Annotated in this window: 12 protein-coding genes; 5 read left to right on the top strand and 7 right to left on the bottom strand. The window is 40.4% G+C overall.

Annotated elements, in window-relative coordinates:
* The first annotated feature begins 97 nt into the window (after positions 1-97).
* The gene (locus ABJD71_RS02485) at positions 98-421 is read left to right on the top strand and encodes a hypothetical protein (RefSeq protein ID WP_348164028.1); all 324 of its coding nucleotides are present in this window, start codon (positions 98-100) and stop codon (positions 419-421) included.
* A 439-nt stretch (positions 422-860) separates the two neighbouring features.
* Here ABJD71_RS02485 and ggt read toward each other — a convergent pair whose 3' ends face one another.
* The 3 genes from ggt to ABJD71_RS02470 all read right to left on the bottom strand — a co-directional run bounded on the left by ggt (position 861) and on the right by ABJD71_RS02470 (position 6,846).
* Positions 861-2,609: a gamma-glutamyltransferase gene (gene ggt, locus ABJD71_RS02480; protein ID WP_348164025.1), complete on the bottom strand. Its 1,749-nt coding sequence runs from the start codon at positions 2,607-2,609 to the stop codon at positions 861-863.
* A gap of 312 nt (positions 2,610-2,921) precedes the next feature.
* Positions 2,922-5,357, bottom strand: a complete 2,436-nt coding sequence (locus ABJD71_RS02475) for a TonB-dependent receptor (protein ID WP_348164022.1) — start codon at positions 5,355-5,357, stop codon at positions 2,922-2,924.
* 229 nt (positions 5,358-5,586) lie between these two features.
* Positions 5,587-6,846 (bottom strand): MFS transporter, encoded by a 1,260-nt coding sequence (locus tag ABJD71_RS02470; protein WP_348164019.1) that lies wholly within the window; start codon positions 6,844-6,846, stop codon positions 5,587-5,589.
* 353 nt (positions 6,847-7,199) lie between these two features.
* On the opposite strand from ABJD71_RS02470, the gene grxB reads away from it, so the two are divergent.
* Positions 7,200-7,859 carry a glutaredoxin 2 gene (grxB, locus tag ABJD71_RS02465; RefSeq protein WP_348164016.1) on the top strand — a complete coding sequence of 220 codons (660 nt, stop codon included), beginning with the start codon at positions 7,200-7,202 and terminating at the stop codon, positions 7,857-7,859.
* Positions 7,860-7,901: 42 nt separating this feature from the next.
* Positions 7,902-8,354 (top strand): thioesterase family protein, encoded by a 453-nt coding sequence (locus ABJD71_RS02460; protein ID WP_348164013.1) that lies wholly within the window; start codon positions 7,902-7,904, stop codon positions 8,352-8,354.
* Between the two features lie 93 nt (positions 8,355-8,447).
* On the opposite strand, the gene ABJD71_RS02455 is transcribed toward ABJD71_RS02460, so the two are convergent.
* The 3 genes from ABJD71_RS02455 to ABJD71_RS02445 form a co-directional block, all read right to left on the bottom strand.
* Positions 8,448-8,933 carry a hypothetical protein gene (locus tag ABJD71_RS02455; protein WP_348164010.1) on the bottom strand — a complete coding sequence of 162 codons (486 nt, stop codon included), beginning with the start codon at positions 8,931-8,933 and terminating at the stop codon, positions 8,448-8,450.
* A 114-nt stretch (positions 8,934-9,047) separates the two neighbouring features.
* The gene (gene dapF, locus ABJD71_RS02450) at positions 9,048-9,881 is read right to left on the bottom strand and encodes a diaminopimelate epimerase (RefSeq protein WP_348164007.1); all 834 of its coding nucleotides are present in this window, start codon (positions 9,879-9,881) and stop codon (positions 9,048-9,050) included.
* Positions 9,882-9,960: 79 nt separating this feature from the next.
* On the bottom strand, positions 9,961-10,641 hold the full coding sequence (locus tag ABJD71_RS02445; RefSeq protein ID WP_348164004.1) for a penicillin-insensitive murein endopeptidase: 681 nt from the start codon (positions 10,639-10,641) through the stop codon (positions 9,961-9,963).
* A gap of 102 nt (positions 10,642-10,743) precedes the next feature.
* Here ABJD71_RS02445 and ABJD71_RS02440 point away from each other — a divergent pair, with 102 nt between their 5' ends.
* Entirely contained in the window at positions 10,744-11,703 is a 960-nt protein-coding gene (locus tag ABJD71_RS02440) for a D-2-hydroxyacid dehydrogenase (protein ID WP_348164001.1), read from the top strand.
* 38 nt (positions 11,704-11,741) lie between these two features.
* Here ABJD71_RS02440 and ABJD71_RS02435 read toward each other — a convergent pair whose 3' ends face one another.
* Entirely contained in the window at positions 11,742-12,971 is a 1,230-nt protein-coding gene (locus tag ABJD71_RS02435) for a cation:proton antiporter (protein ID WP_348163998.1), read from the bottom strand.
* Between the two features lie 297 nt (positions 12,972-13,268).
* Here ABJD71_RS02435 and ABJD71_RS02430 point away from each other — a divergent pair, with 297 nt between their 5' ends.
* Positions 13,269-14,480 (top strand): nucleoside phosphatase, encoded by a 1,212-nt coding sequence (locus ABJD71_RS02430; RefSeq protein WP_348163995.1) that lies wholly within the window; start codon positions 13,269-13,271, stop codon positions 14,478-14,480.
* Positions 14,481-14,590 lie beyond the last annotated feature (110 nt).

Below are 14,590 nucleotides of genomic sequence, written 5' to 3'. Positions count from 1 at the left end.
TACTTTAGTTCAATATTCTGTAAATTAAATGTAACTTTTTTAATTTAAAGTAGCATTTTACTTGCTGCAACAATGTATTTAGTAATAAGTAAACCCAATGAAGAAGCCTTTAACCCTAGGCATCAAATTAAGTTTATTATTATCCTTATGTGTCCCTTTAGCCGCTTCCGCTAAGCAGGTTGATATTAACTATTTAGAAGGTCGTTATAACAGCGGCATTGAAGTAGCAGGTTCGTATCAACTGGATCCCAATTGGCGAGTTTTTGGCAGTTACCTCGTCCAGAATCATGGCTCAAACAATCATGCAAACCTAGAAGTCGGAGGAGGGATAATCGTGCGAGGCATAATAGACCACGACCTAATTACAACTACTGCCTTAGTGAAGCGTGAGTACGGAAATTACAGTGACACAGGTATTTGAGTGTCGGTTGGGGTGCGTGATTTCTTCTTTGAACAATATCTAGCAAAATCGAAGTATTAAAACCTGTTGAGTTGCGAGGGGCCATTATTTTAGAAGAAATAAGAGACTTTGATCTTGCCTTAATATTCGGAGCTGATTACCATTTTCACCCACGTTTTTCGGTCGGTATACAATTTGAATTAGGCGGAGATGACCAAGCTATCAGCCTAGGTGCTTGCTAGTATTATTAGCCAATTCGCAGCACCCTATACCCAGTCAGACTGTCTATATTGAATGGAGCCTTCTATATGTTGTTTGGCCTTGCCGTTAAATAGACAGAATTCACAAAAAAGCGCGATAGCTAATCCTATTAAGCTATCGCGCTTTTATACAATCCAAAGTTATTTCATAAAAAGTGGCAATAAATATTGACCACTTTTTTAAACACTAACCTTTTTTGCTAAAGAGTACCTATCACACCTTCGCGTCGTTTATCAGCAGCACCAACTAAGGTCCCATCAGGTTTGCGCATAATCACACTGAGTCCTGAATTTTCACCCCTAGAAGCATCTACATCAAAGCCCATGTCTTTCATGGCTGATATTAATGACTCGGGCGCCGCGCCTTTTTCTAAACGTACGGTTTTACCACGGGCAACCATATTAGGTAAATCAACCGCAGCTTGTGGATCTAAATCCCATTCAAATACTCCCACCATAGTTTTAACGGTATATGCAATAATATTGTTGCCACCCGGTGAACCTGTTGCCATTAAAAACTCGCCATTTTTATCTAGTACAATAGACGGAGACATAGATGAGCGCGGGCGCTTGTTAGCAGCAACGGCATTAACTATAGGATTGCCATCTTTATCATGGTGCTGAAAAGAGAAATCAGTTAACTGGTTATTCAAAAACATACCACCAACCATACGGGTAGTTCCAAAGATGCTTTCAACTGTGGCAGTCATTGATACCACATCGCCTTTTGTATCTACAATAACGAAATGGGTAGTTCCGTGAACATCTTGAGTTGCATCAATACCAGCGGTGATCTCACTTGGCGTATCATTGTAAGCCCAAGGGTCGCCCACTGCATATGTTAAAGGTGTGGCTTTATCTGCAATCAGCTTAGCTCGTTTAGCTAAATATTCTTTGTTTAACATCCCTTTTAAAGGCATATCCACAAAATTAGGATCAGCAATAAACTGATCTCTATCTGCATAAGCAAGTTGTTGTGCTTGTGCCATTATGGCCCAGTTTTTAGGGTCATCAGGACCGGCTGCACTTGGCTTAGGACCATTCTCTAAAATCCCCATAATCATCCCTACAGCCAACCAAGAAGATGGCGGCGGCGCACCACAAATTTGGGTATCGCGGTAATCTTGACAAAGAGCAGATCGCTTCACAGGTTGATAAGCTGCAATATCCTCGGCGGTTAGTGAACCCGCTCTAGGTTCTTGCTGAACCATAGCGGCGATTTCTTTCGCTATCTCACCTTGGTAAAACTCAGCGGGGTCCTTCGCAATGATTTCTAATGTTTTTGCGTATTCAGGATTTTTTAATAGGTAGCCCTCTGGATGAGCTACGCCTGCTTCGTCATAAAAATATTCAAAAGCATCCGTTGGGCCGTCTTCTGGTTTACTTGGAATATACTTACCAAAACGCTCTAACATGCCGTGTAAACGAGGCGAAATTTCAAACCCTTCATTGGCAAGCTTACTGGCATAGTTAAATAAACTGCTCCACTCTAATGTCCCTTGGTCTTTATGAGCCATAGACAACATAGCTAACACCCCAGGCACACCGGTAGACAAGCCACTGGTTTTAGCTTGAATAAACGGCATTGAGTCGCCGTTCTCTAACATAAACATGTCTGCTTTCGCACCACTTGGTGCAGCCTCTCGACCATCATAAACAGCTAAAGATTTGGTTTCACTGTCGTAATGCACCATAAAGGCACCGCCAGCTAAGCCAGAGCTTTGTGGCTCAACTAAACTTAAAACCGATTCTACGGCAATGGCAGCGTCAACGGCTGAACCACCCGCTCGTAATACTTCTAAACCAGCAGCGGTTGCATGGGGGTTAGCAGTCACCACCATAGCCTGTTGTTTAGGTTGTTCTATTGTTTGTTGTGTTTGCTCTTCGGCTGAACCACATCCTAAAAGAGTGGCCGACAATACTCCTAGTGCGAGCATGTGAAACTTCATAGTTTGTTCCTTATAGTTGAAACTTAATCATTAAAATCTGGGTTTGTTCATCAGATTGTAAAAAATATAAATAGATAGGCGAGGACATGTTAAAAACAATAAACCTGTCAGTCGCCAAATCTCAGATGACTGACAGCACCCTCATTTATTTTTTTAACATATATCAGTGTAAAGTGACAACGAACTTAAGCTAAAGGGCTGTATTTAATCGATTAACTCTAAAAAGTCGATTAAGCCTGAAAGTTACGAGCTACAAATTAACAGTATACTTACAAAGGTAAAATGTAGTCCGTAACTCAACTCGCAACTCTTTTAAAAAGTAACAGCCACACTCAGCCTTGCCGTTGAGCCACTATATAGGTTATTGATAACCCTACTAGGTTGCCCTTGATATGATCTTTCTGGGTAATCTAAAACATTGTTCAATGACAAACGTGCAACCACTTGTTTGCTGTAAAGCCAAGAAAGCGCTTGGTTCCACACTAATACTTTTTCTCGAATGGTATCTTGCATTGCACTTGCGCCCACATCATCTACAGCTTCACTTTGCCAAGAGAATTGAGAGTTATACTGCCAATCTTCATAACCAAGTAATAGATTAAGAGCGAGCCTATGCTTTGCCCTCTCTGGCATGGTTATAGTTCTGTCGCTCAACTCGGCTTCGCTATCAGAGTAAGTATATGCGAGTTTTAGTTCGGCTTGACTAACTAAAGGTAAGCTTAACTGTTGGGCCCAAAACGTCTGCAGGCCTTTTATAAAGCCATCTGTACCATTTTCAACACGAGCCACTTCATATAAGTCATCACCAATTAACTCAGTGGTATTCGAGTCATAAAAGAAGTCAGACACACTATTGTAATAAACCCCTGCCACCAACTTGCCAGAGCCCGAATATTGATACTCAAACCCAGCATAGAGATTTTCAATTGTGGTGGCTTCAAGTTCAGGGTTACCTTCGGTTATCGAAAGGGTAGCCACATTTGCCCGCCTGTAACTCACTGTATCAAAGTATTGCGGACGCATTAATTGCTGAAAATACGCCGTTTTCAGAGTGAGTTGTTTGTTTACGGCATACCGTAACTCTAATGAAGGCAACCAATGCTGGTAGTCATTTCCTCCCTCAACAAACGCGGCATCAAAACTATCAAAATTTTCTTCAACTAATTCGCCATTAATCACGACGCTGGTAATGGCATCACCTTGAGAGGCGATATTGGTATCAGGCGAGGCATACACTGCACCTCGAGTGGCGGTTTCAGTTTTTTCATACCTTAACCCCACACGCCAAAACCAGTTTTTTCTTTGTTGGTAAGCATTAAAATATAAAGAACTTACTGTTTCTTCACTGGTATAGATATCTTGAATTGTCTCGATAAACGATTGGCTAAGATTAAGCTCAAACTGTTCACTTAAATGACTATTAAAATAACTTGCTCCGTTCTCAGTGCCTATACCAGCAGGTAACAAATAACCATTATCGATTATATTTACTGCGCTATTCGTCCCTGTAAGCTCATTCAAATAGAACTCATTAGACGTTGCACCATACACTGGACGGTCGTTGTCTACGGCTCTTTCTTTATTTCGCCATGCACCACCTGCTTCAACCCAAAGGTCGCGACTAGCAATACTAATCTTTTTGTCCCAGTTCACCATAAAGGCGTAATCAGTATCTGTGGTAATAGATTTAGCAATACGATAATCTGAAAAAACTGAACCACTAACATCATAAATATCACTACTTGTCACATTTACAGTTGGCAAATAACGGTCTTCTAAGCTAGAAGTAGCAGAGACATCACTATCAATAAAGTTCCATGGTAGCCACACTCTGTCGTTAACCCAGCGGCTATAATAGGTATTAACCTCTAAAGAACCATCCTCTCTATTTAAGATAAAACCAAGCTTATGACGGTCAATATCTCTCGCGGTATCTAAACGATGGAAATAACGACGTATCCTAGCATCAGTAACAGCAGCCTGCGTAATCGTACTCCCATCACTCCCTAGCGTTAGGTTACTAAGATCGCCGGCACCAAATTGTATTTCGAACCGATTACGAGTAGCAACATCATCATAGTTAGTATTTAGTCCTTCGTAGGTAAGCAACAAATCTTTATTAACTTGATAATCAGCACGCCAACGAGTGTTAATACTTTGAGTTTGAATGCCATCTTGGGTATATCTTGGGTATCCCAGAGTTAATACATCATTTTCTGACAATTCAGAGTTAGAGTCTAATAACCAGCGTGAGGCATATAAATCGACCAAACGCTCTGAGTTATTCTTTTGAACCTGCAGCTGCAAGCTCAACTTACCCAAAGACTTAGCCGCTTTAATACTACCGCCCATAACAAACTTCTCAGCAATAGATTGGTAATTAACATTCGCTTCGGCTTTAATCACTGAAGCATTAGCTTGACCTTTGGGCAACCTAAATTGAGATCTGAAGTCGACGCCCTCGGCATCAAAAGTGGCCCCCAAAACATCACCGGGCGCACTTAAAGTCTGATATTCAGATGCGATTGGGCTTCGCTTTAGAAGTACACGGTCTCGCTCTCGAGAGCTTTCGTTGGCAGCGTCCTGATTAGTATTAGTGGCAACCGCCTGTGCCAACACATTCGTAGAGCTAATCATTATAGCTATACTAAATATCCCAAAAGCGCTTAAGGTTTTACATACACTAATCACCGACAACGCACTCATTTTTGATTTAGCCTTTAATACAAGTTGGCTTACAGCAATCATTTACTTCCTTAACAATTTAAAATAATCGATAGAATTTATTTGGGGGACCAAACGGAAATCAGCGAGATTATACTTAGATTTTTATCTAGAGGGAAAATTAGATGAACTTAGTTACACTGAGTATTTTATATAAGATATAAAAAAAGTCCTTAATTACAGGGCTCTAGAATAGAACTATCTTAGCAAGCACCTAAATCAAACAAACCTAAATAAGATTAAACACCCCATTCTAATCTGGTTGCTTTTGTAAAAGTAACCCGCTATGCATATACTTAAGTGCTGCTATTAACGCCGCAAAACTAGAGAAAATCAAAGCATAACGCAAAGACTCAATCCCATATTCTGGTGCTAAATAATCACTCACCATACCCGTTATCATAGGCCCACAGCCTAGTCCCACAATATTAAGGATAAAAAATAAAATTGCCGAAGTCATGGCACGCATTGAAGGCTTCACCAAATGGTGAGCAATAGCTATGGTTGGACCAAGGTAAGAAGACATAAACACATTACTTATAAAGATGCAGATTAAAACTGTATTTAACGAATTTACGTTTAATGCTAAAAGAGAAAAAGGTAGGGATAACAAAACACCTATGCCCGGCACCCATAGATACCAACGCATATCCTTTTTACCTAGCTTATCAGCTAAGAAGCCCCCAGAGAGCGCACCAATAATACCCGACATCCCAATAATCAAACCTAAGGCAACCCCCACTTGAGAAACACTCATACCATGACTGCGAATTAAAAAAGAAGGGATAAAAGTTAACGTGGAGTAACCTGCAAACGAACAAAAGCCCGCACCAAAAGAGGCGTATCTAAAGGCCTTAGATTTCCATAAATAACTCAAGGTTTCTTTAAAGGAGTATTTTTCGCCTACAGATGGATCAGACACCATGTCAGCCCCGCCCCGAGGAGGCTCTCTTAGCGTAAATCGCACCACTAAAGCCATCAATACACCGGGTAAGCCGACTACAAAAAATGCCATTCGCCAACCGACCTTGTCGCTCAACCAGCCTCCCAATAAAAGACCAACTAAAATGCCGATATACAACCCCATATTGTAAATAGACATAGCCGTGCCGCGCTCTTCAGGGGCATAATAGTCTGAAATAATAGAATGAGAAGGTGGGCTAGCTCCGGCTTCACCAACCCCAACACCAATTCGAGCCATAAGTAATTGCACGTAATTTTGAGCTAACCCCGAAACAGCAGTCATACCACTCCAAACCACCAATGCTAAACTCACAATATTACGGCGATTACCCACATCAGCCCAACGGGCTATGGGTATCCCAACCACGACATAGAATAAAGCAAACGCAAAACCCGTTAATAAGCCTAGCTGTGTGTCAGACAAGCCCAGTTCAGCTTTAATAGGCTCCTGCAAAATGACCAAAATCTGCCGATCTACAAAATTGAATACATAAACCAAAGTAAGAATAAACAGAACATAACGCCGGTAATTGCGGGTCTCAGTATTCATAGAAGGCTCCAAGTGACTATTTTTTGTTTAGGATACACTCAGTATGCACACTTAATATTTGACGCTCAAGCGTCGCCCAACAGCCCATTATGCCTCTTTCTTGACATAAACCCGCCCACAACCCGTTACATATAACAAACATAATTAATGCAAATAAATAACAAATTCATTTATTTTAATTATGAATGAATTGCTATAGCTCTTAATTAATCAGAATTGAACAAAGCACCAACAATCTAATATAAAGGCCGAAGCTTACCACCCAGAGCTAACTGCACCAATCTAGCTTTATAGAACTTCAAGGAGAATCACGTTACAGTAATCTCATTTAATGCTTAATCGAGAACTTAATTATGTCTACCATGGGTTTGTACATTTACGATCACTGTCCTTATTGCGTTATGGCACGTATGCCTTTCGGCATGAAAAACATTCCTGTTGAGTTAACAGTATTGCCTAGCGATGATGAAGCCACACCAATTTCTATGATTGGCATGAAAGCCTGCCCGATTTTAAAAAAGTCTGACGGCAGCTTTATGCCTGAGAGCATGGATATAGTAGCTTATGCAGACCAACTAGATTGCAACCCTATATTCAATCCATCAGCACAGCGAGAAGACTTAAGCGCTTGGCTAAAACAGGTTAACTTGCTATTTAAGCAACTCCTCTATCCTAGATGGATCACATCACCAGTTGGTGAATTTCAAACCCAAAGCGCAATTGACTACTTCACTAAAAAGAAAACCAAAGAGCTGGGTAATTTTTCTGAAGCATTAGCCAATAGCGACACGTTAATACAAGAGCTAGAAACAAAATTACGAGAGCTTGCGCCACTGCTTTACAGTGAAACCAGTGTGAATGAGCAGCTTTCAATTGATGACATACATTTGTTTGGGCGCTTAAGAGGGATCACCTTAGTCAAAGGGCTCACGATCCCTGACAAAGTTCATGCTTATATTGAACACTTCTCAAAGGTGAGTAACATACCTACATTTTATGACGTAGCTCAATAATTCGTTTTTTATCAAAACAATGTATATGTAAAAGAGGTCTCAGTGAGTAATCAATCACCCACCAAAACAGCATTACCACAGTTGAGTGATTACCATCACTTCATCAATATAGAGACCCGCTGGATGGACAACGACTTATACGGTCACGTTAACAACGTAGTGTATTACAGTTACTTTGATACTATTGTGAATCGCTACCTTATCGAACAAGCAGATTTAGACATTCACACAGGGGCCACGATTGGGCTAATGGTGAGCTCACAATGCAATTATTATAGTAGCGTTGCGTTTCCCGATAAACTAATCGGTGCCTTTGCAGTCAACAAAATCGGTAATTCATCAGTAGAATACGACTTGGCTATTTTTAAAGAAAATCAAACAAGCGCATCTGCAGGGGGAACCATGACTCACGTATTTGTAGAGCGCACAACACACAAACCCACTCCAATTACTGGCCATTTAAGAGCCTCGCTGACAACGGCCCTTAAAACCTAAGCGGTTAAGAAACAAGTAAAACCAAAATAAAGTTAATAACATTGAATTGCTTTACTGAAATTACAATTTAAAGCCCTTTACGCATTTTATCTACTAGTTCGAGGCATCCTTGATAAAGCAGTCGCCCATGTCTTGATTATCACATAAGGCGCCCCACCCAAATAGCCTTCGAAAACTGAATACTTTGGCAAAAAACTCTCGCCAAGTGACCGACTGAGATGTTTTAAATGTCTTAATGGTTTTCTTTGTTTTCAGATTATAGAGACGCGAAACAAGCTTGATTTTAGGACGCCAAAATAAAGGGGCAACACCGGCTTCCCAACCGATAGTAAATGCTTCACCACCATGTAAAGCTACAATAATGACATCTAAACCCACGTCAGAGGATTTGGGTTCAACTATAGATGAAATGTTATTAAGACAAAAAACGCCTTCTAGTTTGCTTCGCATATGATCTTGAAGGCTATGGCCACCAAAAGAGAAGAAATTTTCAAACTTTGTCGTAGTATCTTCTGATACAACAGCTAATGTCCCTAAATAAACATTCGGCTTTTCTGACTTAAACCATTTAAATAACAATCTATTATGCCTTCTCGGATAACCCGTACTATTGATAAAAAATGACTTCTTAACTCCAACCCAGAAAAATCATCACCCTTCATACACCAGCCCTGATAAAATGACAGCATCGGCTTATTGGTGTGCTCCCAATACTTCATTTGAAATCTCACCCTCACAAATCTTCCGGACATCGCCCGTCATAGTTGCAAAAAAAGAGTCATCCAGCTTAATGTTAATTATGCCTCCGGGCATATGAACATTTACATTTGCATCACATAAACCTAGCCCGTGTACAACCGAAGCTGCAGCAGAACTACTAGAACCAGAAGCAAGAGTGTAACCCGCTCCTCGCTCCCATATTTCGATTGTGATTGTGCTTTTATCGATAACTTTCACAAACTGAACATTCGTGCGGTTGGGAAATCTAGCGTCATTTTCAATCACTTTACCCAGCTCAGTTGCTAAAGACGGACTAAGCTCTTCGACCAATATGACACAATGAGGGTTACCAACATTCGCTAAGTAATATGTAAACTCTCGCCCGTTTACAGTCATGTTGCAAGGGGTTAAAGCAGGCTCGCCACTAGAATCATGAGTGAATCTCACTTTTCCCATTCCTACAGATACTGACAAACCTTTGGTACCGACAGTTGAATTGACAACCCCGCCTTTTGTTTGAATAGTAAATTCATCATGGGTCACCAACGATTTATCCCAGAGATATCGTGAGAAAATTCGCAAACCATTGCCACTTTTTTCAGCTTCACTTGAATCAGGGTTAAAGATACGAAGAGAAAAGTCACAGGTTTTACTTTCTTCTGGACCATACAAAATACCATCCGAACCTACACCAAAATGCCGGTCGCAAATGGCTTTGATATTTGTAACGGTTAGTTGTTTCGTTAGAAAATTAGGATCAATCACGATGTAATCATTACCTAACGCATGATACTTACTGAATTTCATATACTCGCCTTAATCTTTAACATAGCTGTTCATTTTTTGGCTCTTGTAATGCGCCAATAGCTAGCAATTTATATTGATACTATGATGTGCACGGTAAATTAAAGTCAACATGGTAATGCTCATCATGTCGCACCCAAGATCGCTTTTTAGAAAATTGAATGTTTTTCTTTAGATATTGTGCGTATTTAGTTTTAAATAAGTGGGGTTGCAATTTAGGGTCAAAAATCACTCTCCATAAATCAAAGCCATTCTTTTTTGCTTGTTGGTGTAAAGCCACCAAATGCGCAGCCATAGCTTCATAATCAATATACATACCATCATAATGATCATGCTCATCAAACTCGATGTCGTAGCCTAACTTATTAAAAAGGTTTGTAGGTAGATGAACTGACTCTCCTTCTTTATTCGTGACGGGAGTCATAAAATCTACAGACAATCCATTTTGGTGAGTTTTGTGAGGTTTGAATTTCCCCCCAGCTTTAAATCCAGTCTCAGCATATTTATAGATTTTTGTTGGTTGCTCAGTTTCAAGGGATTTATATGCAGACACAACAATATGACTAACTTCTGAATGGACATAGGTTCTACCCACCCATCTAGCCACTGTGCTGTAACCCACATAATTATTTCCTTTTGAGGGTAGAGTTACACCATTTACTAGACTCCCATTAGACGTTGTTCCAAAACACTCGCTAGTTTCAGCCCATACGTTTATCGGAAACCCAAGTACAAGCGTAACGAGTAGGTTTTTAGCGTTCATTTGTTCCTACCTTAAGTGAGTAAGCAGCACTTTAATTATGACGTTGAGCTTACCTAAATTTACTCGTAAACTCGCGTACTTTGATATTGAAAGGCACCAAATATGCACGCTGTATTTTTAGACCAACAGACTTTTAGCCCTAATATTACCCTTGATAATGTTCGCCAGCAGGTTACTTCATTAACCTGTTTTGCCACCACTTCACCAGAGCAGCTTTTATCACGCTGCGCCCAAGCCGATATTGTTATCACAAACAAAGTAGCATTAAACCAAGATATCTTAGAGCAACTCCCCAAACTAAAATTAGTGTGTGTGGCAGCCACTGGCACCAACAATGTTGATCTTAATGCCGCTGCTCAGTTGGGTATTCAGGTAAAAAATGTGGCTGGGTACTCTACTACCTCGGTTAGCCAATATGTATTTGCACAAATGCTTGAGTACTTTAGTCAAACCAGCCTTTATAACCAAGACTCAGCCCAAGGGGTGTGGCAGCAAAGTACGACTTTTTGTCATCATTCAGGTGAGATAAACGAACTTCACGGCAAAAATCTAGGCATAGTAGGGTATGGAAATTTAGGCCAAGCTGTTGCAAAAATTGGGGAAGCCTTTGGTATGAAAATACTCGTTGCAGAGCGTCCTTATGCTGCAACTATTCGTAACAACAGACTCAGTTTTGAACAAGTATTATCTGAAGCAGACGTACTAACGTTACATTGCCCGCAAACACCAGAAACCGAAAACCTCATTAACGCGCAAACCTTGAGCCTAATGAAACCCAATGCCATGTTAATCAACACAGCTCGCGGGGCACTTGTTAATAGTTACGACTTGCATGCAGCATTAAAAAATAAACACTTAGGTTATGGGGTGCTAGATGTGCTTGAACAAGAGCCCCCAAGTGCAGAGCATATATTGATAAGAGCAATCACAACTCAAGAGCCCAACATACACCTTGATAACCTTAAAATTACAGCACACATTGCATGGGCCAGTATTGAATCACAACAAAGGCTACTCAACTTACTCGCTGACAACATCAGCCACTTTAAAAGCAAGTGCTAAAACTTGCTTTTAAAATTTATAGTAAAAAACTATAGCGCTTAATTATTACGTCTACGTTGTTTTAGTTTTAACATGTAGGTGCCGTACCAACGCCCTAACGGAGCCGCACTCATGCCATGTAACAAAGCGCTAATCCATACGGCATTGATGGCTACTACCAACAAACTATGACTGTATTCACTCAGCATATCTTTAGAAACAATCAACGCAAATAAGGCCGTAGCTAAGCCTCTAGGACCAAACCAGCCTAAAAACAACTTTGAAACCAAAGGCATTTTGGCTCCCAATAAAGATAAATAAATAGCCAATGGCCTGACAAAGAACAAGCTCACCAATATATACAAGGCAATATTCCAAGTAATATGATGTGACGCTTCAGGCAACAAACCTAATCCAATGGCAGTAAAGGCAGCCCAAACCAGTAATTGCCCCTCAGTTTCTGTAAATTGATAAATAAAGCGACAATGGCCTTTGACTTGATTACCAAACACTAACCCTGCCACAAAAGCGGATATGAAACCGTTACCGCCTACGACAGTCGCAAATAAGTAAGATGAACCAGACAAAGCAAGCACACCGATTCCTTCATACACATTGGAGGTGAGTTCTTTAGATTCTGCATACAAAAATAGCTTACCGCTCATCCACCCCATAGTGATACCAACAACCACACCGATTGTGACCTGACTTGCACCAAAGAATAGCCAATAAAAAGTACTTGTATCTTCTTGAGATACAGTCAAAAACAAACTTGCAAAAAACAAAACAAACGGCAAGGCTAGACCATCGTTTAAGCCACTTTCTACGGTAAGAGTTTGACGGGTATTGACAGGTACAGATTTATTCTGAATAACGGCTTCACCTAATGCCGCATCAGTTGGAGCCAATACTGAAGCAACGAGAGCCACGAACAACCAAGGCCACTCAGGGAAGAACAACAAGCCCACCAAGGTTCCGATTACAATACAAAGAGGAAGACCAATAAGTAACATCCGTAATGGCCAAGTATTCTTGTATTTTAGGCGCTTTAAATTAATCTGTGAGGCATCTAAGAAAAGCAACACGATCAATGCGATTTCAGCCACTAAATGTATAATTTCTTCGGTTTCAATTTCGGTGAAAATACCGAGTGAGGCCAATATAAAGCCAATAGATAAAAATATAATAGGTGCAGTTATCACAGTTTGTGATAAACGTTTTGCAAGCATGGTGTAACCACTTATACAAAACAACAACATTAAAATGCCTAGCTCGCTGCTAATTTCCACTATATTGTTAGCCTTAAGTAATGAGTTTAGAATATATTTAGACCACGTCTAAGCTACTTTACTTTCACTACGCATAATAAGTAGGTGACCTAGTATACCTTTCTACCACACAAAATTTAGACATAAGTAATGGTAAAACCTCTTTGAACATTATTTTAAGTATATTACTCGCCATAATTGTTTTATCGAACATCTACATTTAATCTATTCACATATTCAAAGAAGCATTAACAGATGGAAATACAGTAGCTCTCTATTTACGGATTACACTTAACCAGGATGATTTTGAAGCACATCATGAACAAATTTGCTCTGATTGTTTTAGCAATTTTAAGCTTGAACAGCTGTATCAGTGAAATAACAACACCAGATAAAAACTTGTGTTACATAGTATATGACGCAGGTAGTAGTGGCACACGCTTATACATTTACGAGCAATCAGGCTCTAATTTTCTCACCCATGAAGGCCCTAGAGTTAGCGCACTGGCAGACCCAATTCGCCATATCCATGGCAAAAACCTAAGTGACATTAACGCCATTACCAATGAAGTGGTGTCTACTTTAGATTTAATTAAGACGGATGGCCCACTAGAAAATGGTAAACCCAAATGGTCAGCGTTTGATTGGAGCAAACAATGTGAAGCGCAATCAGTTAAAGTTTTTGCCACTGCGGGCATGCGTATTGCTGAACAAATCAACCCTGTAAACAGTAAAACCTTGTGGAAAACGTTAACAACTAAAATAGCAGCCAAAGTTGGCCCAAAGGTGAACGTAGAAGCCAAAACCCTAAGCGGCTTTGAAGAAGGCCTGTTTGCTTGGCTAAGTGTTAATGACAAATACCCCAGCGGCCACTACGGCATTGTGGAAATGGGCGGAGCATCTTCACAAATAACCTTTCCATGCCCACACTGCTCCCCTGCAAACGACGCCGTTAAAACCGTCACCGTCAATGGCAAACCAATACAAATATACAGCTATTCATATCTTGGTTTAGGTCAAAATGAAGCCCCACGTAGCCTACCCACACCCTTTGTTGATCCAGTACCTAAACACTGTGCCTACGGTGCAGGAGCAAACAATCCTGATTGGACCGTAGCGAGCTGTGCCGACGAAATACCGCTAACGGTTGAAGGTTCAAAAACTGATATTAAAGCCCCATACCATTACTCAAAAAAAGGGACTAAAGGCACCACAAATGCGCTACCAGCCACCCTTAAAATTATACCTAAATGGTTATTGATGGGCGCTTTCAATTATACAAAAGAAACAGACATTCATGATTTTTGTGTCAATAAAAATGATGGATATTACAATGCTGACATAGCATGTTTTAAACCCATCTATTTAGATAAATTTTTGAAAACCTTAAATATACAAGCCGAGCTATCAAGCAAAATAGATGTAAGTTGGACCCAAGGAGCAGCCATTTGCGAAATCGAAAACTGCTTAACCAATAATGCCACACCACCAGTATGCCGTTGGACGCCATCAGGATGCTTAGCACACTGATAAAAACTAAAGGCTGCTTCGCAATTGGGTATGAACTATATTCACTCTAAACACGCTTTAACCATGGCGCAGGTCTGCAGGCTAAGAAGACGAAGCCAAACACTAGCCGT

This window comes from Paraglaciecola sp., assembly GCF_039943935.1.
In the GTDB taxonomy this organism is placed as follows: domain Bacteria; phylum Pseudomonadota; class Gammaproteobacteria; order Enterobacterales; family Alteromonadaceae; genus Paraglaciecola.
This window is presented reverse-complemented; position numbering and strand designations above follow the sequence as displayed.